Genomic DNA, 21717 nt, shown 5'->3' on the forward strand with positions numbered 1-21717 from the left:
GACCGGTAAGTCAGGAACGTTACCGTTCCGAATGTCTGATGACTTCGGAGGGTGGCGTCCATGTTGACCAGTTCTGCCCGGTTCGCCATGGCACGCCCGCGCGCGGTCCTGGTGGCCGCGCTCCTGTTGATGCTCATTTGCGGCGGCTTCGGAGCCACCGTGAAATCCCACATGGTCGGCGGTGGTTATCTCACCGACTCGCTGGAGTCGGTGCGCGCCAATGACTTCATCACGAAGAACTTCCCCGGCGGCAATCCCAACCTCATCGTCATGGTCAGCGGTGACGGGGGCGTCAACAGCCCGCAGGTGCGCGCCGAGGCGCAACGTGTCACCGACGAGCTGAGCCAGGATCCGACGGTGACCGGCGTGCAGTCGTATTGGACCAGCCTCGCCGCCCGGCCCGACCTGGCCGCCGCGCTGAAGAGCAAGGACGGGCAGCGCGGGCTCATCATGGCCACGGTCACCGGCACCGACACCGAGGTGCAGAACCGGGCCGCCGAGCTGTCGAACCAGCTCAATCGGGACAACGACGGCGTGCAGGTCCGGGTCGGCGGCATGGCCGGTTCCTTCGCCGATATCAATCACCAGGTGGAAAAGGACCTGCTGCTGGCCGAGGCCATCGCGGTGCCGGTGTCGGCGCTGCTGCTGGTGCTGGTGTTCGGCAGCGTGGTCGCGGCGCTGCTGCCGGTCGGCGTGGGACTGTTCGCGATCGCCGCGACGCTGGGCATTCTGCGCGGGCTGACCACGGTCATGGATGTCTCCATCTTCGCCCTGAACATGACCAGCGCGCTGGGGCTGGCCCTGGCCATCGACTACAGCCTGTTCATTGTCAGCCGGTATCGCGAGGAGCTGGCCAATGGCCGCGATACCCGGGCGGCCATTCTGCGTTCGGTGCAGACCGCCGGCCGCACCGTGGTGTTCTCCGGCTTGACCGTCGCCCTGGCCCTGGCGGCGCTGGCGGTGTTCCCGCAGCCGTTCTTCAAATCCTTCGCCTACGCCGGTGTCGCCGTCGTCGCAGCGGCCGTGGGCGCGTCGGTACTGCTGCTGCCCGCCGCGCTGGCGCTGCTCGGCGATCGGGTGAACGCCTGGGATCTGCGGAAACCGATGCGCCGCCTGCTGGGTCGCGGCGAGCCCGCGCCCAAGCCGGTCGAGACCACCTTCTGGTACCGGCTGGTGACCGCGGTCATGCGGCGGGCGCTGCCGGTCGCGGTGATCGCGGCGGCGGTGCTGCTGGCGCTCGGATCCCCGTTCCTGAAGGCACATTTCGGCACTCCGGACGATCGCGTGATCGGCACCTTCGCGTCCAGCCGTCAGGTGGGTGACGCGCTGCGGCAGGACTTCAATGCCGACATGGCCTCCAGCGCGGTAATCGTGCTGCCCGGATTCCACGGCGGCGCAGCGGAAATCGGCGCGTACGCCAAGAGCCTCTCGGAGGTGCCGGGCGTCGCGGCGGTGCTGTCCAGCGAGGGTGTCTACCTGGCGACGCCGTCCGCCGAGGGCGTCCCGCCGACCGGCAAGCGGGTGGCGGCCGGCATCCCGCAGATGGTCGGCCCGAACGGGACCTACCTTTCGGTCGGCACCAAGGTCGCGCCCTACTCCGCCGCGGGCAAACAGCAGCTCGCGGCACTTCGGGCGGTTCCGGCTCCCGGCGACGTGCTGTTCGGCGGCGCGGCCGCCCTGAACAAGGACACCATGGACTCGGTCATCAGCCGGATCCCCTTGGCCGCCGCGCTCATCGCCGTCATCACCCTGATCCTGCTGTTCCTGTTCACCGGCAGCGTGGTGCTCCCGGTGAAGGCGCTGCTGCTGAACATGCTGTCGCTGACCGCCACCTTCGGCGCCATGATCTGGGTCTTCGCGCAAGGCCACCTGTCCGGACCACTGGGGTTCGCCCCGACCGGCAGCATCGACCTGTTCATGCCGATCCTCATGTTCTGCCTGGCCTTCGGCATGTCGATGGACTACGAGGTCTTCCTGCTGTCCCGGATTCGGGAGGAGTGGCTGGCCTCGGATCGCGGCCGGGCGGCCAATACCCGCTCGGTGGCCCTCGGGGTGGCCCGCACCGGCCGGATCTTCACCGCCGCAGCGGGTTTGATGGCGGTGGTGCTGCTGGCGGTGGCCACCTCCGAGGTCGCACCCATGAAGTTGTTCGGCATCGGCCTGGCGCTGGCCGTGGTCTCCGACGCCACCATCATTCGCGGCCTGCTGGCCCCGGCCCTCATGCGCCTGATGTCCACGGGCAACTGGTGGGCGCCGAAACCGCTTGCGGCGCTGCACAAGCGGATCGGACTGGAGGAGGAGTCAGTCGCGGCGGTAGCCGAGGGCGACCACACCGGCGGCGAGCAGCACCAGGACGCCGATGACGCCGAGACCGACACCCATGCTGTCGGCGAAGGCGACCGGGTGGGCGCCGTCTCCGGCGTGTGAGGCCATGACGGTGCCGATCACCGCGACGCCGCTGGCGGCGCCGAATTCCCGTGCGGCGGAGTTCAATCCGGCACCCATCCCGGCGCGATCGACCGGCAGGTTCGCCATCACGCCGTGCGTCAGCACAGGCGCGGCGAACCCCATGCCGACGGACAGCACCACCAGATAGACCGCATACAGCGGATACGGGGTGTCCGCGTCCGCGGTCGCGACCGCCAGCAGGCCCGCGCCGATGACGGCGAGCCCGCCCGCGGCCGGAATCAGCGGGCCCAGCCGGGCTTCCAGCCGGACCGCGAAACGGGGCACCAGGATCATGCCGAGGGTGAGCGGCACGATGGCCAGTCCCGCCGCGCCCGCCGAGAAGCCCTTCACGTACTGCAGGTACTGCGAGTTCACGAAGAACAATGCGAACAATCCGAAAAACGTGGTGCCCGTGCCCAGGACGGCCACACTCAATCGCCGGGACCGGAACACCCGCGGATCGATGAGCGGATGCGGCGAACGCAGCGAATGCCGGACCAGCACCGCGAGCAGCACCGCGCCGAGCCCGAATCCGGCCAGTACCTCCGCCGCGCCCCAGCCGTGTGACGGGCCCTCGATGATGCCGTACAGCACTGCGGTCGATCCGGCCGTGAGCAGCACCGCCCCGAGCGGATCCTGATCCGCCTCGCGCCGCGGGGTTTTCGGCGTCACCACCGCCGCCACCGCCAGCAAGGCCAGACCGGCGGGAACCATCACCCAGAACAGAGCCTGCCACGGCAGATACTGCTGCAGCACTCCGCCGCCGATATTGCCCAGTGCGCCACCCAGACCCAGCGACAGGGTCCACGCGGCCAGCGCGCTCGCGCGGGTGCGGGCGTCCGGGCACAACTGCACCACAATCGACAGGGTGGCGGGCATGATGAGCGCCGCGCCCGCACCCGACACCGCCCGGCCCGCGATCAGCACGGCCGCCTGCGGAGCCAGCGCGCTGGTGAGCGCGCCCGCAGCGAACAGTCCGAGCCCGGCCAGCAACGCGCCCTTGCGCCCGTACCGGTCGCCGAGCGCGCCGGCCGGGATGAGCAGGGCAGCGAAGACGATCACATAGGCGTCGACCGCCCACAGCAGTTCCGACGAACTCGGATGCAGCGGAGACGCGGCGAGCAGGGGAATCGAGAGATTGATGGCGGCCACCATGCTCTGCGCCACCATGACGCAGGCGCACAGGACGAGCAGGACCGCGCGCGGCGGTCCGGCGGTTCGGGAGTCGGTGACCGGCACGGCGGACACAACGGTGGACATGCGAGAACTCCTGGAAATCGGGATAAGTGGAAGCGGCGCCACCGCGACGACGTCGCGAAGCGATGCCGGAAGGCATTCCGAGCCGGGCCCTGGCCGGAAATATGTCGCGGCGCACTCCAATCGGCGAACCAGTTCAACGCTTTCGCCCGTGTTCACCGCAACGAATTCAACGGTAGGGCCGGCAAATAAATTACTCAAATGCATCTTTATCATGGAATACATGCGCCAGACGCAACCATCCGACCTTCGCGGCCTGGACCTGAACCTGCTGGTCGCCTTGGACGCTCTGCTCACCGAGCACAGCGTGACCGGGGCGGCCGAACGCCTACGGCTGTCCGAGCCGGCGGTCAGTCGCGCGCTGGGACGCATCCGGCGGACCATCGGGGATCCGATCCTGGTGCGCGCGGGCCGCACCATGGTCCCGACCCCACATGCGCTGGCCATCGAGCCCGAGGTACGCGAGCTGGTCGAGCGCGTGCGGCGCCTCTTCTCGGCCGCTCACAGCACCGACCTTCGCACCGTCAACCGCGATCTCACCGTGCTGGCCCACTACGCCATGGCCGCCGTATTCGGCCCGGCCCTGGTCGAACGCGCCGCCACCGAGGCCCCCGGCATCACGCTGCGCTTCCTCGATGAGGGCCACACCGACGCGCCCATGCTGCGCGACGGCGTGGCCGATCTCGAGATGGGCATCATCGGCGACCGCGCACCGGAAATCCAGGTCGCGCCGGTGTTCGAGGACCGCATGGTCGGCATCGCCCGCCGCGGGCATCCGCTGGTGCGCGGCACCGCGATTCGGCTCGAGGACTACGTGCGCGCCCGCCATCTGGCCGCTTCCCGGCGCGGCCGGCGCTCCGGTCCGATCGACGACGCCCTCGCCCACCAGGGCCTGCGCCGGGAGGTGACCGCCTCGGTCGCCGGCATCACGGGTTCCCTGTTCTTCCTCCGCAACAGCGACCTGCTCGGCAACGTCCCCGCCTGCGCCGCGCCCATGGCCGAGCAACTCGGCCTCACCGTGTTCGACCTACCCATCGAAACCCCGCCGCTGCCATACGCTTTGGCCTGGCATCCCCGCAACGACGCCGACCCCGCCCATGTCTGGCTCCGCGATACCCTGCGCGAGATCATGCTGGCCGCCCGCCCGCGCGACTGAGCGTCCCGGCCGGAGGTTCGCTCAGCGGGCGGCGGTCCGGCCCCCGTCGACCACCGCGACGAAGTGGTTCAGATCGGCGACGAGGGTGTCCACCGAATCCGGTGCGCCGCCGTCGTCGTGGTGGTGCAGCCAGTCGGCGACCAGTTCGAACATGCCGCCGATGGTGGCGAGGGCGAGGGCCAGCAGGTGCGGATCGTCGCGCGGATCAGCCTGCAGCCATTGGTATTTCAGAAATTCGGCGGACCAGCGGCGGTTGGAGCGGCGCATGGCTTCGACGGTGGGTGAGATGCCGCCGGCTTCGCCGAAGGTGACCTTGGCCAGGCGGGGGTCGTCGGCGATGGCGTGGACGAAGGCGGCCAGGACGGTAGCGCGGCGGGTGGGCCAGTCGGCGTCGACGGTTTCGACGGCCACCTCGGCCACCCGTTGCTGGACACCCGTGGTGATCTGTTCCAGCAGGGCGGTGTAGCAGGCTTCCTTGCTGTCGAAGTGGTCGTAGAAGCCCTTGGTTCCGACATAGGCGTGTTGACAGATCTGTTCGATGGAGGTGCCCGAATAGCTCTGCCGGGCAAAGAGTTCGGTGGCGGCGGTGAGCAGCTGACGGCGGCGCTGGGCGCTGCGCTCGTCGGCGTCGAGGCCGCGGATGCGACGCCGCACGGGGGTCCGGTCGGTCGGCGCGGCAGATTTGCTGCGGGACATGCCTAGACGATAGCCAAGCTCGTTTCAGAAAGACATCTTGTTGGTAATCGGATGCCGTGCTGTAATCGCTGTCACGTCGATGAGAAGGGAACGGAGACGTGGCAATCACTGGAGATCGCGGGCGCGGGAAGCGGCTGCTCGCGGCCGCGCTCGCGACGGCACTGGCGGCCGCCTCGGCCGTGCTCCTGGGGGGAGTCACCGCGGGAACCGTTGCCGCGCAGACACTCCCGGTGAACGTCGACCCGTTCTATCGAGCGCCCGACGGGTTCGAATCCACCGATCCGGGCACGATCCTGCGCAGCCGCGAGGTGCAGCTGGCGGTGCTGACCGTGCTGCCGGTGCACGTGCGATCGTGGCAGCTGCTGTACCGCACCACCGACCTGTTCGGGCAGCCGACGGTCGCGGCCACCACGGTGGCGATTCCGGAGGGGGCCAACACTTCTCACGGCCGGCCGCTGGTCTCGCACCAGTTCTTCTACGACAGCACCTCGCCCGCCTGCGCGCCGTCCTACGTGCTGCGGCAGGGTGGCGGACTACCCGCACTGGAGGGCGTGCACTCCACCGTCGAGTACCTGGAGCTCGCGGCCTCCATCAGCCAGGGCTACGCCATCAATGTGCCCGACTACGAGGGCCTGAACGGGCATCTCGCGGTCGCCAAGGAACCCGGGTACCTGGTTCTCGACAGCGTGCGCGCCGCCGAGAGCTTTCAGCCGCTGGGCCTGGACGGGGCGAATACGCCGGTGGCCCTGTGGGGTTACTCCGGGGGCGGCATGGGCAGCGGCTGGGCGGCGGAGATGCAGCCGGGCTACGCGCCGGAGCTGAACATCAAGGGCATCGCCCTGGGCGCGCCGGTTTCGGATGTCGAATCCCTGTTGCACGTCAACGGTTCGATGTTCGCCGGCCTCATCGGCGTGGGTATCGCCTCGCTGCGCAACGCGTACCCCAGGTTCGCCGAGACCACCGAGAGGTACCTGACACCCGAGGGCCGCGCGGTCATGGACCGCACCGCGAACCAGTGCCTGGTACCCAATGTGCTGAACCTGATGTTCACCGACTACCAGCGCATGCTGACCATCCCGATCGCCGACTACCTGGCACTGCCGGAGATCAGGGAGGTCTTCGATTCGACTGTGCTGGGCGGTAATCCGCCGACCGCGCCCATCATGGTCTATCAGGGCATCTACGACGAGGCCGTGCCGTGGTACACCAACGACCGTATGGTCCAGCGGTGGTGCGACGGAGGTGCTTCCGTCCATTACAAGCGCGATCACCTCAGCGAGCACCTGACCCTGACCACCCTCGGCATGGCCGATGCCTTCAACTGGATCAAGTCCCGCCTCGCCCCCGGCGCGTCCGACCCGTCCGGCTGCCGCACCGACGATGTGATCACCATGCTCGGCAGCCTCGACGCCCTCGCCACCCAGACCGAGATCGAGCTGAACGCCGCGTTCGGCGCACTGGGCCGGCCCATCGGCCCGCAGGAGCGCTGAACCTCACGCGGCCGAATCCATCCCCTGAGCAGACCGGATCGTATATTCCGCGGTCTCGGAGCGTGCGTGCCGTGGAGCGCGGTATGGTCGGCTCCGGAAAAGTACGTATGCCAACGGGGGCTCGCACCAGCGGGCTGAGAGGACGGCTAGTGGGCCGTCGACCGTATGAACCTGACCGGGTAATGCCGGCGTAGGGAGGATTCACCCATGTCATCGAGTCGCGTCCCGAGCAACTCTGCGCCCGTCGACACCGTGACGACCGGTCCCATCGAGGGCAGCGTCAAGCACTACGAGCAGGTCGAGGCCGACGGCACGACCCTGCGAGTTCCGGTGCGGCGCATCAATCTCACCAATGGCGAGCACTTCGACGTGTACGACACCTCCGGTCCGTACACCGACGACACCGCCACCATCGATCTCGAGGCGGGGTTGCCCAAGCTCCGCGACACCTGGGACAAGCCGCAGGCCGACGGCCCGCCGACCCAGCTGGCCTGGGCCCGCCAGGGCATCATCACCAACGAGATGCGCTACATCGCGGCGCGCGAGGGCGTCGCGCCCGAGCTGGTGCGCGACGAGGTGGCCGCCGGTCGCGCGGTGATCCCGGCCAACCACCGCCACCCCGAGTCCGAGCCGATGATCATCGGCAAGAAGTTCGCGGTCAAGATCAATGCGAACATCGGCAATTCGGCCGTGAGCTCCTCCATCGCCGAGGAGGTGGAGAAGATGGTGTGGGCCACCCGCTGGGGCGCCGACACCATCATGGATCTGTCCACCGGCAAGAACATTCACGAGACCCGTGAGTGGATCCTGCGCAACTCCCCCGTCCCGGTCGGCACCGTGCCGATCTACCAGGCGCTGGAGAAGGTGAACGGCGATCCCACCAAGCTCACCTGGGAGATCTACCGCGACACCGTGATCGAGCAGGCCGAGCAGGGCGTCGACTACATGACGGTGCACGCCGGCGTGCTGCTGCGCTACGTGCCGCTGACCGCCAAGCGGGTCACCGGCATCGTGTCGCGCGGCGGTTCCATCATGGCGGCATGGTGCCTGGCCCATCACCAGGAATCGTTCCTGTACACCAACTTCGCCGAGCTGTGCGAGATCCTGGCCAAGTACGACATCACCTTCTCGCTGGGTGACGGTCTGCGTCCGGGTTCCATCGCGGACGCCAATGACGAGGCCCAGTTCGCCGAGCTGCGCACCCTGGGCGAGCTCACCAAGATCGCGAAATCCTATGGCGTGCAGGTGATGATCGAGGGCCCGGGTCACGTGCCCATGCACAAGATCGTCGAGAACGTGAAGCTGGAGGAGGAGCTCTGCGAGGAGGCTCCCTTCTACACGCTCGGCCCGCTGGCCACCGATATCGCGCCGGCCTACGACCACATCACCTCGGCCATCGGCGCGGCCATCATCGCGCAGGCGGGCACCGCCATGCTCTGCTACGTGACGCCCAAGGAGCACCTGGGCCTGCCCAACCGGGACGACGTGAAGGTCGGCGTGATCACCTACAAGATCGCCGCCCACTCTGCCGACCTGGCCAAGCAGCACCCGCGCGCCCAGGACCGCGACAACGCACTGTCCAAGGCGCGCTTCGAGTTCCGCTGGACCGACCAGTTCAACCTCTCGCTGGACCCCGACACCGCCCGCGAGTACCACGACGAGACCCTCCCGGCCGAGCCCGCCAAGACCGCGCACTTCTGCTCCATGTGCGGCCCGAAGTTCTGCTCCATGCGCATCTCGCAGGACGTGCGCGACTACGCCGAGAAGCAGGGCCTCACCGATATCGCCGCCATCGAAGCGGGCATGGCGGAGAAGTCCGCCGAGTTCGCCTCCACCGGCAACCAGGTGTACCTGCCGGTCGTGTCCTAGGACCGCATCCGGTAGCCGGCGAATCCGATTCGGGGCGGGCGGCTTTCGAGCCGCTCGCCCCGAATCGTGTTTCCGGCCCGGTCTCGTCGCCTCAGGCCCGGCTCGAGATCTGCTGGACGGCCCAGCTGTTGCCGTCCGGATCGTCGAAGAAGATGAACCCGCTGTTGTCCAGCGGGTCGCCCGCGGACGGCGGCCCCGGCAGCACCTGGATGTCGCTGACCTCGACTCCACGCTCGACCAGTTCAGCGTGGGCACGCTTCAGATCCGGCACCACCAGCTGCAGCCCTTTGAGAAATCCCGGCTCCATCTTCGGCACCACGCCCTCGCCGATGACGATCGAACAGCCCGACCCCGGCGGCGTGAGCTGACAGATCCGCGTCCCCTCCACGGGCCGGACATCGTGGTCCACATGGAACCCGAGCTTCGTGCTGTAGAAGTCCTTGGCGCGGTCCACGTCCGACACGGGGACGATGACCACTTCGAGTGTCCAGTTCATGACAGTTCCTTCCGATTCGAGTGCTCTTGCGGAAGTCGGAGCCGAGCCGCGGAATTCGTCATGGTTCGGGGAACGAATGTCGGCCCGCCCGCGAACGCTACCGTTCACTGGTCACGGCGCTGCCAGCGTTGGGCGAATTCGCCTGGAACCGGTGGCGGGCCGGGCAGGTCGCCGGTGGCGGTGAGGCCGTCGATCAGCAGGGCCAGAACCCGGCGGCGCAGCTGGGCGGTGCGTTCGGGATCGGGCAGTGCAATCGTCGCGCAGGCTTCGAGGATCAGGCCGAAGTCGGCGACGCTGACCCCGGGTCGCAGCCGCCCCGATTCCCGGGCCCGGCGCAGGAGTTCGTCATTGAGTGCGGCCGAGCGCTGGACGTCCGGGAGGATCGATTCGTCCGGGGTGAAGGTCCCGGCCAGATGCACGGTCAGCGAGTGCACATCGGCGTCGACCACGCGGTGCAGGAAGTCGACCAGCGCCGCCCAGCCGTCGGAATTCTCCAGGGCCGCTTCGGCTTCCGCGTTGTAGCGGCGCAGTCCGTCGTAGCAGAGGGTGCGCAGCAGCTCCTCCTTGCTCGGATAGCGGCGGTAGAGCGCGCTGATCCCCACCCCCGCACGCTCGGCGACGGCCGAGATCGGGGCCTTGGGTTCGGCCAGGAACACGTCCCGAGCGGCGGCCAGGATGAGTTCGTCATTGCGGGCGGCCTGCGCCTTGCGACCGGGTAGGGCGCGCTGAGCTGCGGGTCCGGCTGTCTTCGGCATGAATCCGAGCTTACCACTTGAACGGAATGATCCGTTCCGTTATGGTTTGAACAGAACGAAGCATTCCGTTCCACCAAGGAGAGAATGATGAACGCCATCCGCCCCTTCCGCATCGACGTCCCCCAGGCCCAGCTGGACGATCTGGCCGACCGCCTGCGCAAGGCGCTGTGGCCGAACGAGCTGCCGGGAGTGGGCGACGCGTACGGCGTCCCGAACGCGCGCATCCGCGAGCTCGCGCAGTACTGGCTGGAGGAATTCGACTGGCGGGCACTGGAATCCAAGCTGAACGCCTACCCCCAGTTCACCACCGAGATCGAGGGTGAGGACATCCACTTCCTGCACGTGCGGTCGGCGCGAGAGGATGCCACCCCGGTGATCCTCACCCACGGCTGGCCGGGCTCGGTCCTCGAGTACGTGGATCTCATCGCGCCGCTCACCGCACCCGAGGACGCGGACGCCCCGGCCTTCCATGTGGTCATCCCGTCGCTGCCGGGCTACGGATTCTCCGGCCCGACCCGCTCCACCGGCTGGAACCGCTACCGCACCGCCCGCGCCTGGGTGGAGCTCATGGACCGGCTCGGCTACACCCGGTTCGGCGCGATCGGCAATGACGCCGGCTCGATGATCGCGCCGGAAATGGGCCGGATCGCGCCGGATCGAGTGCTGGGAGTCCATGTGACGCAGCTGTTCTCGTTCCCGTCGGGCGACCCGGCCGAGATGGCCGGCCTGTCGGAGGAGGACATGGCCGCGCTGGCGCACCTGCAGTGGTTCTACGACAACAAGTTCGCGTTCAATACGCTGTCGAGCCAGCAGCCGCACACCCTGGCCTTCGCATTGTCGGACTCGCCGCTGGGCCTGCTGGGCTGGAACTCGCAGCTCTTCCCCGAGAGCCTCGACGCGGAATTCGTGATCGGCAATATGGCCATCTACTGGCTCACCGGTACCGCCGGATCGTCCATCCGCTTCTACTACGAGGACGCCCACGCCACCGAGCAGCCCACCGGACCGACCACCGTCCCCACCGCGCTGGCCATGTTCGCCGGCGATTTCCAGTCCATCCGCCCCTTCGCCGAACGCGATCACAAGAACATCGTGAGCTGGCACGCCTACGACGTGAACTCGGGCTCGACCAGCGCCAATGATGCCGCGGGACACTACGCCGCGCACGAGGCAACCGATGTGCTGGTCGCGGATATTCGCGAATTCTTCGCCGGGCTGGGCTGATACACCTGGTTCTGTGCGAAGGCCGGCCTGGTTCATCCCACAGGCCGGCCTGGATCCTCCCGCATGTTCGCGAGACGCGCGGCGATGGTTCCCGGAGACTCTCGCTGATGTACTGAATTCATCATCGCAACAACGAATTACACGAGGTGAGAGCCATGAATGTCGCCATTTTCGGAGCCACCGGAACCGTCGGTCGCCACGTCGTCGCCCGTGCCCTCGCGGCCGGGCATCAGGTCACCGTACTGACCCGCGATCCCGCCAACCTGAACACCGCACCCCACGAGCGGCTGCGAGTCGAGGTCGGCGATGTGCTGGACCCGGCCGCGGTGGAGCGCACCGTGATCGGGCAGGACGCGGTGATCGTCACCCTCGGCGCGGGCCGCAAGGGCGTGGTGCGCGCCGAGGGCACCCGCCACATCATCGAGGCCATGGCTCGGACTGGGGTGAAGCGGCTGATCTGCCAGTCCTCGCTGGGTGTCGGCGACAGCCGCGGCAATCTGAACTTCGTCTGGAAGTACGTCATGTTCGGCATGCTGCTGCGGCAGGCCTACGCCGATCACGTGCGGCAGGAGGAGTACGTGCTGGCCAGTGGTCTGGACTGGACCATCGTGCGGCCCAGCGCCTTCACCGACGGACCGGCCACCGGGAACTACCGCCGGGATTTCCCGGCCACGGAAACCGGCCTGTCGCTGAAGATCTCACGCGCCGACATCGCCGAGTTCCTCGTCGAACAGCTCACCGACGGCACCTACATCCGTCGCACCCCGGGCATCTCGAACTGACCCGGTGCGCCGCTGATCAGAAGCCGAAAACCTCTGCCAGGGAGATGGATTCGTCGTCCCAGCGGCGTTCTATGGCCGCGCGCTCGGCATCCGGGAGGTACGGATCCCATCCGGCCCTGCGCCAGAAGGCTTCTCGATGCTCATCGCTGAGGGGATGCGGCGTGCTCATGGCGGATTCCCTGGATCATGACGACCGTCACATCGATTCTAACGACGGGGTAGATCACTTGCGGCCGAGTCGCAGTGCCAATTGCGCCGGTTGCGTACGGCGGAAAGAACCGAGCGCTCGTCCCCCATCGGGTACGAGCGCTCAGCCCTGTTGTGGCGGTGGCAAGCCCGCCGGTCAGGTGGTCTTCGGCGCGGTCAGGTCGTAGAGGGTGATGCCGTCCACCTCCTGCGAGTTGAAGTGCTCCTTCACCCACGCCGTGATCTGCGAGCTCTGGCTCTGGTTGTCGCCGTTGCCGCCACGGCCGCCGCCCATCTGATTGCCGCTGATGAAGTAGTGGATCCGGCCGACCTGCACGTACTCCTGGAACTGGGGCAGTGACGGCGAGGGGTCGCTGCCGTTGAAGCCACCGATCGGCATAACCGGCAGCTGGGTAGCCAGCTGGAATCCGGCCGCCGAGTTGGAGCTGACCGTCGCCGCCACCCAGGTGTACTCGGAGCCGTCGGCCTTCAGCAGCGCGGTGACCTTGTCACTCGGGTTGCTCGCCATCATCATGTTGCCCGCGCCGCCGCCGAATCCGCCTGGACCGCCCTCGGTTCCACCGGGTCCGCCGGTCGCGGTGTCACCGTGGTTCATCCCCATGCCGTGCTGACCGCCACCCGGCTGCCCGCCGGGCATGCCGTTGCCAGGTCCGGCATTGCCATTGCCCGGTCCACCGTTTCCGGTGCGGCCGTTCGGCATGCCGTGGTCGCCGCCGCGCGGCCCGCCCGGACCCCAGGCGCCACGCACCGCGGGTCCGCCCGAGGGCATCGGCCCCTGGTGTGCGGTGGCGATGCCGTCCACGGCGTAGGCGGTGGGACCGACCAGACCGACCAGCACCGCGGCCGCCGCGACGACCGGACCGGCGTTGCGGGGCAGGCGAATCAGCAGGAGCACGGTGGCGACAATGCCGCCCACCAGGACCACCCAGCGCAGCCACGGCACGAAGGACGTGCTGCGGGACAGGATGATCCACGCCGTGGTCGCGGTCAGGCCCATGGCGAGAACGGCGGCCAGGCGCACCCAAAGCCGATCGCGGTGCCGCCAGGCGAGCACCGAGCCCGCGCCGATCACCGCGGCCACAGCCGGGGCCAGCGCCACCGTGTAGTACGGGTGGAAGATGCCCTTCATGAGGCTGAACACCAGCCCGGTGCCCACCAGCCAGCCCCCGAACAGGATGAGCGTGGCACGCTCGGGATCGGTGCGGGTCAGCTTGCCGCGCAGGGCGATTCCCGCCACCAGCAGCACCAGGGCAGCCGGGATGAGCCAGGCGATCTGACCGGCCTGTGCCGGTTCGAACAGCCGCCCGATGCCGGGCGTGCCCCACATGCCGCCACCGCCGGTCGGCAGCTGGTCGCCGCCGCCGAAACCGCCGACGCTGCCGCGCTCATTGCCGTCGAGGCGGCCCAGGCCGTTGTAGCCGAGGGTGAGTTCGATGATCGAATTGTGCTGCGAACCACCGAAGTACGGGCGATCCGAGGCCGGCCACAGCTCGGCCAGCAGCACCCACCAGCCCGCGCCCGCCACCATGGCCGCGGCCGCGCCGAACAGCTGCGCTATGCGCTTGCCCAGCTCGGGCGGGCCCGCGATCAGGTAGGTCAGCGCCAGTGCGGGCACCACCAGCAGCACCTGCAACTGCTTGGCCAGGAAGCCGAGTCCGATGAACGCGCCGGTGAGCAGCACCCAGCGCCAGCGGCCGTCGGCGACCGCGCGCGTCATGGCCCAGGCCGCAGCCAGCATGAGGAACACCAGCATGGCGTCGGGGTTGTTGAACCGGAACATCACGGCGGCAATCGGAGTCAGCGCCAGCACCAGGCCGGCCAGCAGTCCGGCGCTCGCGCCGAAGGTTCGGCGCACGATGGCCCACAGCAGCGCCACCGAGGCCACGCCGAGCAGGGCCTGCGGCAGTAGCATGCTCCAGCTGTGCAGGCCGAAGATCCGCACCGAGATCTCCATGGGCCACAACGACAGTGGCGTCTTGTCCACGGTGATGGAGTTGGCCGCGTCGGAGGAGCCGAAGAACATGGCCTTCCACGACACCGAACCCGCCTGCACGGCGGCCGCGTAGAAGGAGTTGGCCCAGCCGTTGGCGGACAGGTTCCAGATGTAGGCGATGGCGGTGCCGATCAGCAGGGCCGCCGGCGCCAGGTACTCCCGGCGGCCGGTGCGGGCCGCGGGCGGCTCGGCCGGGGGTGGAGCGAGCCCGGGCTCGGTCAGTGTCGCGGTCATCGGTCGCCTCCTCGGTCAGCTCGATCAGTGCGGGTGTCGGGCGGGGTGGTCCAGTACGGCAGGTCGCCGTGTTCGGGGTGGCATCGGCCGGGGAAGTCCACTCGCACCAACCGGAAGCCGTCGTTCGGAAGCGCCTGTGACGCAGGGCGGATCGTGGTCACCGGACCGCCTCGGGCACGGGATGCCGTCCGGCATTGCGGAAGACCCACCGCAGACCGACGAAGCGCAGCAGGGTGGCGACCAGGTTGGCGATCACCAGTACCAGCAGTTCCAGGTGCACCGCCGCATCCGGGGCCCAGTGGTGCAGGGTGTAGAGCGAACCACTGGTCAGCGCCAGGCCGACGCCGAAGATGACCAGACCCTGGAAGTGGTGCGACACCGCCTGATTGGACCCGCGCACCCCGAAGGTGAAGGCGCGGTTGGCAGCGGTATTGCCGATCGCGGTGACCAGCAGGGCCAGGAAGTTGGCGGCCTGCGCGCCCGTGACGCCCTGCAGCAGGACGTAGAGCAGCAGGTAGGCCAGGGTCGAGGTGATGCCGACGATGCCGAAGCGGACCAGCTGCCCGACCATGCCCAGCGGCACGCCCTCGACCAGCGGCTCGCGGCCGATGGCGGCGCGCAGCTCGTTGATGGGCAACCGGCCGGTGGTCAGCGCGCGGCCGACCCGCCAGACGCCGAGCAGGTCCTTGCGGGCCGTGTCGATGATGTCCACCCGGGAGTCCGGGTCGTCGATCCAGTCCACCGGCACCTCGTGGATGCGCAGCCCGATGCGCTCGGCCAGCACCAGCAGTTCGGTGTCGAAGAACCATTCACCGTCTTCGACGAGCGGCAGCACCAGCTTGGCCACCTCGCCGCGCATGGCCTTGAAACCGCACTGCGCATCGGAGAACTTGGCCTGCAGCGAGGCCCGCAGGATCAGGTTGTAGCAGCGGGAGATGATCTCGCGCTTGGGCCCGCGCACCACCCGTGAGGAGGAGGCCAGCCGGGTGCCGATGGCGACGTCGGAGTGCCCGGACACCAGCGGCGCGACCAGCGGCAGCAGCGCATTGAGGTCGGTGGACAGGTCCACGTCCATGTAGGCGACGACCTGGGCGTCGGAGGCCTGCCAGACCTCGCGCAACGCGCGGCCGCGGCCCTTGCGGTCCAGGTGCACCACCCGCACGCCGTCCATCTGGCCGGCCAGCTGCCGGGCCACCTCGAGGGTGCTGTCGGTGGAGGCGTTGTCGGCGATGGTGATTCGCGCCGTGAAGGGGAAGTTCAGCGTGAGGAACGCGTGCAGTCTGCGCACGCAGGGGCCGAGGTCGACCTCTTCGTTGTAGACCGGAACGACCACGTCCACGACGGGCGCGGTCACTGCATCTGCGGGTTCCGCCGCCCGCACGGCGGTCACGGTGTCGCTCATGCAGACCAATCTCGATCACCAGACTCACATCAGTCTGCGGCCTGCCTGGGAGGTTCCTGGGAGCCGCTTGCCTCGCGTCGATTTCGTGTGATGCGCGACCCCGGATCGAGATCGCCCGGACCCCGACGTGATCGCGCTAGCTCGGTCCGAGATGCAGCCGCCACAGCGGGGAAACCGGCCCGTGTCCTTTGCCCAGGTCGTACGACGCTTCCAGGCAGCGGAAGGTCCATTCCTTGGCGAAGGCGACGGCGTCGGGGACCGAGTAGCCGTGGGCCAGCGCGCAGCAGATGGACGCGGCCAGGGTGTCGCCGCCGCCGTGATCGTTGCCGGTGGACAGGCGCTGGGCGGGGAGCTCGTGAAAGGTGTCGCCGTCGAAGAGCAGGTCGGTGGACTGCTCGGAGGTGCGCAGGTGGCCGCCCTTGACGATGGCCCACTGCGGGCCCAGCGCGATGAGCGCCTCGGCGGCCTTGCGGGCGGAAGCGTCGTCGACCACGTCGATGCCGGTGATCAGGCGGACCTCGTCGAGGTTCGGGGTGACCACGGTGGCCAGCGGGATCAGGGTGTGGCGCACCGCGTCCAGGGCCTCGGCGTGCAGCAGTGCGTCGCCGTGCATGGAGGCGGCGACCGGATCGACCACCAGCGGGATGCTGCCCTGGCGTCCGATGCCGACCTCGCGGCAGACCCCCGCCACGGCCTCGATGATGGCGGTGGAGGCCAGCATGCCGGTCTTGGCCGCGCCGATTCCGATGTCGCCGACCACGGTTCGCACCTGGTCGGCCACGATCTGCGGCGGGATCTCGTGGAAACCGCTGACGCCGAGGGTGTTCTGCACGGTCACCGCGGCGACCGCCACGCACGCGTGTACACCGCACAGGGCCATGGTGCGGGAGTCGGCCTGGATGCCCGCGCCGCCGCCGGAATCGGTGCCCGCGATGGTGAGGGCGCGGACCGGGGTGGTGCCGTTCGGAGCAAGCGGTAGGAGTTGCACGGCGCCTATTTTGCCCTCCGCTTCGCTCCGGGCGGGTTCGCGGCCCTGGAGGTCTCGTTCTTCCCTCCCTCCGCCTCCTCCGCCTCCTCCGCTTCGCTCCCCCGGCTCCGCTCAGTCCAGAACGAGACGGGCCGCGAACCTTGGGGGCGATCGATCGCTTCTATTGAAAACCATTATCATTAATGGATGACTTCGACTCAGCTGCCTGTGACCGTGCTGTCCGGGTTCCTCGGTGCGGGCAAGACGACCCTGCTCAACCACATCCTGGCCAACCGGGAGGGCCGCCGGGTGGCGGTCATCGTCAATGACATGAGCGAGGTGAACATCGACGCGGCGCTGGTCGCGGGGCAGGGGCACCTGGACCGCACCGAGGAGAAACTGGTCGAGCTCACCAACGGATGCATCTGCTGCACTTTGCGCGAGGACCTCATCGAATCGGTGGGAAAACTGGCCCGGGAGGGGCGCTTCGACCAGCTGGTCATCGAATCCACCGGGATCTCCGAGCCGATGCCGGTGGCGGCCACCTTCGAGTGGGAGTTCGAGGACGGCTTTCAGCTCGGTGAACTCGCGCGTCTGGACACCATGGTGACGGTCGTGGACTGCTCCACCTTCCTCGCCGAAGTAGTGACGGGGCAGGCCCTGGCCGAGCGGAATCTGCAAGCGGGAGAAGGGGATGCGCGCACCATTGCCGACCTGCTGATCGATCAGGTCGAGTTCGCGAACGTGCTGGTGCTCAACAAGACCGACCTGGTGAGCGCGAATGCCCTCGGAACCGTGGAGGCCACGATCCGGCGGTTGAACCCGGGCGCGCGGATCCTGCGCGCCGCACACGGCGTCGTCGATCTCACGGAAGTCCTCGACACCGGCCGCTACAACCCCGACCTCGCCGCCCAATTCGAGGGCTGGGACGAGGAATTGGCGGGCGGCCACACCCCCGAAACCGAGGAGTACGGCATCAGCAGTCTCACCTTCACCGCCGACCGTCCCTTCCACCCCGAACGCCTCGACGCCGCCCTCGCCCAACTACGGAGACTGCTCCGCAGCAAAGGCTTCTTCTGGCTGGCGAGCCGCCCCCATCTGGCCGCCATCTGGTCCCAGGCCGGCCCGAACCTGACCTTCGAAGCCGGCGCCTACTGGGACGCCCTCGACATGCAGCCCGGCCAGGAAATCGTCTTCATCGGGATCGGACTCGACCGCCCCCACGTCCACGACCTCCTGACCTCGGCCCTCCTCACCGACGCCGAACTCGCTGCGGGCCAACAGGAATGGCTCACCTACCCCGACCCCTTCCCCTCGTGGGGGCCGGGTTCAGAGCCGTACGCGTTCCCAGAGACGGACATAGGACTCGGCGCCGTGGAACATGTCGGTCATGAGCTCAGGGCCGCCGAGGGTGTGGATGGCTTCGAGCCAGTCGGCGTAGGCGCCGTAGGTGGCGACGCCGTTGGTGTCGATATCGAAAGTTCTTGTGCCCCAGCGTTCTTTATCGAAGGTGACCTGGCCGTCGTGGGAGGTGAACGGGTAGTGGACGGTGTTGCCGCCGAGGGGGCCGCCCTGGGGGCCCAGACCGTTCATGTCGGAGCCGTAGCCGAAGCCGAAGAATGGTGATGGGCGGGGCATTTCGCGGGCCTGGCGCCAGTTTGCGACGAAGGCGGTGGGGCTGCCCGCATACGGGGTGACGAAACCGCCTGCGGCCATGATGCGTTCGGTGGTGCGCGTGGAGTCCCAGCCGTGGGAGGACAGGACGCCCGGGTAGTGGCGTTGTTCGATGATGGCGAGGGCTTGGTCGGCGGTTTCCTCGTCCATGTGGTCGATCTCGAGGAGGAAACCCTGGTCGATCATCTTGTTGATCAGGTATCTGCCGAGGTCGGTGAGGCCCCGGGCATTGCATTGGGCGCTCGCCGGGTAGAACGGCAGCGGGGCGCCGCCGAGCGCGGGACCGGTGAGGGCGCCGAGGAACTGATTGACGTCACCTGCGATCGGGACGGGGAGTTGGGGTTTGTCGTGGTCGGGGCCGGAGCAGGGCTGCACATTCCAGAATGTGCCGGTCTGGATGAAGTTGCCGATGTTCGACAGCAGGCCGGTGGTGCCGCTGTCCATCTTGGTGCCGCCGAAGGCATCGTCGAACTTGTGCACAGGAAAGAAGCTGCTGACGCCGATCGCCCGCAGTTCGGTCAGCCAGCGGTCGACACCGGCCTCGTCACATTTGGGTTGGCCGAGGAAGACGCCGCAGCCCATGGGGTCGGACAACTCCATACCGATGACCACGGCCAGCTTGCCGGAGGCGGCGACCCGGCGCGCCTCGGCAGGGTCGGTGACGATCCGGAAGAAGCCGCGACCCGGGCCACCGGCACGAGCGTCGATGTAGTCCTGGAGCGCGTACAGGTCGGCGGCCTGGGTGCGGACGGAAGTCATATCGTCACAAGGGTTTCGACGGTCGATCATCAGGTCGCACAGTGACTCGTTGTCGACCAGATCGATGGTCATCACACGCAGTCCGGCCAGCCAGGCCCGCTCGATGCCGGTCCAGTAGGCGCCCTCGGTGGAGAGCTTGGACGGTCCGGGCCAATCGTGGAAGTCGGGCCAGCCACGGGTGTCGGAGGCGTGCGCAGGCGTCCCGTAGTCGAGGAAGTTCGCGATCAGGCCGTTCGTCCCGGTCCGGTAGGGCGCGCAATCCGGTAGCGCGAAGGTCACCCCATAGGGGTGCCAAGGCCGGCCGCAGTGGAAGTCGCCACCGAGGAATTCGTATGCGGTGACGTGCACATGCGCGTCGATCGTGCCCACGATCGAACCGTCCGCGTCGACGCCGGGTCCGGGAGTACCGCTGGCACCGACTTCGGCCTCGGGGTAGTCCGCGCACCCGGAGGCCGGCGTGAACGTGGCGGGCTCACTCGTCGCGGTGGCGGCATCGGTGATCGTGAATCCCGCTGCGCCGGAACCGTCTACGCGCCACACCGAAGTGGGCGACGGCACATCCACCGGATGGATCGAACCCCCAGCAGCGTCGAGCACGGTCCGCTGTCTTCCGTACAGCAGGTACTCACCGAGCGCCGTGGCCTGCATCCGGTACGGACCGTCTTCCGGGCGCAACGGCCCGGCAGGCGTGGCGATCTCATAACAGCCGTCCACCAGCGAATAGCGAGTCTGCGCCGGGTCGGCCGCAGCGACACCGGGTTCGACGAGAGCGGTAGCCAGAGCGGCAATCGCAAGCACGGCGCGGAGAGTGGGCAACACACTGGAAGGCTACGGTTCGGCGGGCGAAATCATCCGGATCACACCGAATTTCGCGCCACCGGCCGGATGGTCAGTGCCGGGCGGCCAGGGCGGTGTGGAGGGTGGCGGCCCACTGCTGCACGATTTCCTTGCGGCGCAGGGAGTCGTCGGTGAGGACATCGGCGAGCCCCAGGCCGCGGGCCAGGTCGAGGGTGGCCTGTACGAGGTGGTGCGCGACCGGGTCCGAGTCGTCCACACCCAGCGCCTCGACCGCCATCCGATGCGAGATGCGGCCGAACCGGGCTTCCATGGGGACGATTCGTTCACGCAGGGCCGGGTCGGCGGCCGCGTGGGTCCACACCTGCAGCGCCGCCTTGAACAGCGGGCTGGTGTAGGACTCGACCAGGCGGGCCACCACCGCCTCGGTGCGCGCGACGCCCTCGGCGACGTCGGCGATCGCGAGGGCGTCGGCCTTGGCCTGGTCCATCCGGGTGTCGAACATGTACTCCAGTGCGGCGGTGATCAGATCCTCACGGGTGGGGAAGTGATGCTGGGCCGCACCGCGCGACACCCCGGCCCGTTCGGCCACCACGGCGACCGTGGCGGCCGCCCAGCCCGTCTGGGCCAGGCAGTCGATGGTCGCCTCCAGCAGCCGCTGCCGGGTGGCCCGGCTGCGGTCCTGCTTGGGTTCGTGGGGTGTCGCCATGGTTGCCTATTCTGCCCAGCTGGGCGGGCGGCGCTGCATGAAGGCCGTGATGCCCTCGATCACCTCGGGGGTGCCGAAGAAGCTCGCGGAGCGTTTGGCCAGGTCCTCGGCCGCGCGGTCGAAGGCCGTGAGCAGGTCCGCGTTGACGAGCTGCTTGGCTTCGGCCAGGCCCTGCGGTGAGCCCTTGCGGAGCTCACCGAGCAGGCGCGCGGTCTCGGCCGCCGGGTCGTCGGCGGCGACGGTGACGAGGCCGATGCGTTCGGCCTCGGCCGCGTCGAAGGTCTCGCCGGTCTGGAAGTAGCGGGCCGCCGAGCGACCGGTCATGCGCGGCAGCAGGGTCAGCGAGATCATGAACGGGGCCAGCCCGATCCGCACCTCGGTCAGCGCGAAGCTGCTGCTCCGCCCGGCGACCACGAGGTCGCAGGCGGCGATGATGCCCATGCCGCCCGCCCGCACATTGCCGTCCACCCTGGCCACCACGGGCTTGGGCATGGCGAGGATGTCACGCAGCACCGAGATCATCCAGCGGGTGCGGATGTCGGCGGCCGCCGCCGGGTCGGCGTCCACCGCCTCCTTGAGATCCGCGCCCGCGCAGAAGGTGTTGCCGGTGTGGGTGAGCACCACCCCGCGCACCGCGTCATCCCCGGTCGCCCGCTCCAGGCCCGCCAGCAGTTCGGTGACCAGCCGGGAGGACAGGGCGTTGCGATTGTGCGGGGAGTCCAGGGTCAGTACCGCGAATCCGTCGCGCACCTCGTAGCGCACGAACGGCGCGTCCGCGGCGGCACCGGCTGTGTCGGTCATCGA

16 protein-coding genes, 2 pseudogenes and 1 riboswitch are annotated in these 21717 nt (G+C 68.5%); of the genes and pseudogenes, 7 read left to right on the plus strand and 11 right to left on the minus strand.

Translation table 11 applies throughout. From position 1 onward, the window contains the following. Positions 1-60 precede the first annotated feature (60 nt). Entirely contained in the window at positions 61-2427 is a 2367-nt protein-coding gene (locus ACQP1O_RS40865) for an MMPL family transporter (RefSeq protein WP_433563603.1), read from the plus strand. 39 nt (positions 2428-2466) lie between these two features. On the opposite strand, the pseudogene ACQP1O_RS40870 reads toward ACQP1O_RS40865, so the two are convergent. After that, a pseudogene (locus tag ACQP1O_RS40870) lies at positions 2467-3930 on the minus strand (MFS transporter); the annotation flags it as partial. Between ACQP1O_RS40870 and ACQP1O_RS40875 the strand changes: the two are divergent. Beyond that, a complete protein-coding gene (locus ACQP1O_RS40875) occupies positions 3929-4861 on the plus strand; it encodes a LysR family transcriptional regulator (protein ID WP_433563604.1) in 933 nt (310 codons plus the stop codon). The pseudogene ACQP1O_RS40870 and the gene ACQP1O_RS40875 overlap by 2 nt on opposite strands. Positions 4862-4882: 21 nt before the next feature. On the opposite strand, the gene ACQP1O_RS40880 is transcribed toward ACQP1O_RS40875, so the two are convergent. Beyond that, on the minus strand, positions 4883-5557 hold the full coding sequence (locus ACQP1O_RS40880) for a TetR/AcrR family transcriptional regulator (protein WP_433563605.1): 675 nt from the start codon (positions 5555-5557) through the stop codon (positions 4883-4885). Between the two features lie 98 nt (positions 5558-5655). Here ACQP1O_RS40880 and ACQP1O_RS40885 point away from each other — a divergent pair, with 98 nt between their 5' ends. Beyond that, positions 5656-7047 (plus strand): lipase family protein, encoded by a 1392-nt coding sequence (locus ACQP1O_RS40885; protein ID WP_433563606.1) that lies wholly within the window; start codon positions 5656-5658, stop codon positions 7045-7047. A gap of 103 nt (positions 7048-7150) precedes the next feature. Beyond that, a riboswitch (TPP riboswitch) is annotated at positions 7151-7261 on the plus strand. Next, positions 7255-8916 (plus strand): phosphomethylpyrimidine synthase ThiC, encoded by a 1662-nt coding sequence (gene thiC / locus ACQP1O_RS40890; protein ID WP_433563607.1) that lies wholly within the window; start codon positions 7255-7257, stop codon positions 8914-8916. Its footprint overlaps the riboswitch before it by 7 nt. Positions 8917-9007: 91 nt before the next feature. On the opposite strand, the gene ACQP1O_RS40895 is transcribed toward thiC, so the two are convergent. Together ACQP1O_RS40895 and ACQP1O_RS40900 are read right to left on the minus strand one after the other, a co-directional pair. Beyond that, the gene (locus tag ACQP1O_RS40895; RefSeq protein ID WP_433563608.1) at positions 9008-9412 is read right to left on the minus strand and encodes a VOC family protein; all 405 of its coding nucleotides are present in this window, start codon (positions 9410-9412) and stop codon (positions 9008-9010) included. A gap of 104 nt (positions 9413-9516) precedes the next feature. After that, entirely contained in the window at positions 9517-10167 is a 651-nt protein-coding gene (locus ACQP1O_RS40900) for a TetR/AcrR family transcriptional regulator (protein WP_433563609.1), read from the minus strand. A gap of 84 nt (positions 10168-10251) precedes the next feature. On the opposite strand from ACQP1O_RS40900, the gene ACQP1O_RS40905 reads away from it, so the two are divergent. Both ACQP1O_RS40905 and ACQP1O_RS40910 read left to right on the plus strand, forming a co-directional pair. Next, positions 10252-11391 carry an epoxide hydrolase family protein gene (locus ACQP1O_RS40905; RefSeq protein WP_433563610.1) on the plus strand — a complete coding sequence of 380 codons (1140 nt, stop codon included), beginning with the start codon at positions 10252-10254 and terminating at the stop codon, positions 11389-11391. Between the two features lie 155 nt (positions 11392-11546). Then, on the plus strand, positions 11547-12173 hold the full coding sequence (locus ACQP1O_RS40910; protein ID WP_433563611.1) for an NAD(P)-dependent oxidoreductase: 627 nt from the start codon (positions 11547-11549) through the stop codon (positions 12171-12173). Positions 12174-12189: 16 nt separating this feature from the next. Here the strand turns inward: ACQP1O_RS40910 and ACQP1O_RS40915 are convergent, their stop codons facing one another. From ACQP1O_RS40915 to thiD, 4 genes are all read right to left on the minus strand, one after another. Next, a complete protein-coding gene (locus ACQP1O_RS40915) occupies positions 12190-12342 on the minus strand; it encodes a hypothetical protein (RefSeq protein ID WP_433563612.1) in 153 nt (50 codons plus the stop codon). A 174-nt stretch (positions 12343-12516) separates the two neighbouring features. After that, positions 12517-14607 carry a glycosyltransferase family 39 protein gene (locus ACQP1O_RS40920; RefSeq protein ID WP_433563613.1) on the minus strand — a complete coding sequence of 697 codons (2091 nt, stop codon included), beginning with the start codon at positions 14605-14607 and terminating at the stop codon, positions 12517-12519. A gap of 157 nt (positions 14608-14764) precedes the next feature. Next, entirely contained in the window at positions 14765-16009 is a 1245-nt protein-coding gene (locus tag ACQP1O_RS40925) for a glycosyltransferase (protein WP_433563614.1), read from the minus strand. A 136-nt stretch (positions 16010-16145) separates the two neighbouring features. Beyond that, positions 16146-16997, minus strand: coding sequence for a bifunctional hydroxymethylpyrimidine kinase/phosphomethylpyrimidine kinase (gene thiD / locus ACQP1O_RS40930; protein WP_433563615.1), 852 nt, complete (start codon positions 16995-16997; stop codon positions 16146-16148). A gap of 186 nt (positions 16998-17183) precedes the next feature. Between thiD and ACQP1O_RS40935 the strand changes: the two are divergent. Continuing rightward, positions 17184-18296: pseudogene (locus tag ACQP1O_RS40935) on the plus strand (GTP-binding protein); the annotation flags it as partial. 9 nt (positions 18297-18305) lie between these two features. Here ACQP1O_RS40935 and ACQP1O_RS40940 read toward each other — a convergent pair. The 3 genes from ACQP1O_RS40940 to ACQP1O_RS40950 all read right to left on the minus strand — a co-directional run bounded on the left by ACQP1O_RS40940 (position 18306) and on the right by ACQP1O_RS40950 (position 21714). Then, positions 18306-20228, minus strand: coding sequence for a peptidase (locus tag ACQP1O_RS40940; protein ID WP_433563616.1), 1923 nt, complete (start codon positions 20226-20228; stop codon positions 18306-18308). A 70-nt stretch (positions 20229-20298) separates the two neighbouring features. Next, on the minus strand, positions 20299-20913 hold the full coding sequence (locus tag ACQP1O_RS40945; protein WP_433563617.1) for a TetR/AcrR family transcriptional regulator: 615 nt from the start codon (positions 20911-20913) through the stop codon (positions 20299-20301). Between the two features lie 6 nt (positions 20914-20919). Next, positions 20920-21714 (minus strand): enoyl-CoA hydratase family protein, encoded by a 795-nt coding sequence (locus ACQP1O_RS40950; protein WP_433563618.1) that lies wholly within the window; start codon positions 21712-21714, stop codon positions 20920-20922. Positions 21715-21717 lie beyond the last annotated feature (3 nt).

The organism is Nocardia sp. CA-151230 (genome assembly GCF_050942175.1).
Taxonomy (GTDB): Bacteria; Actinomycetota; Actinomycetes; order Mycobacteriales; family Mycobacteriaceae; genus Nocardia.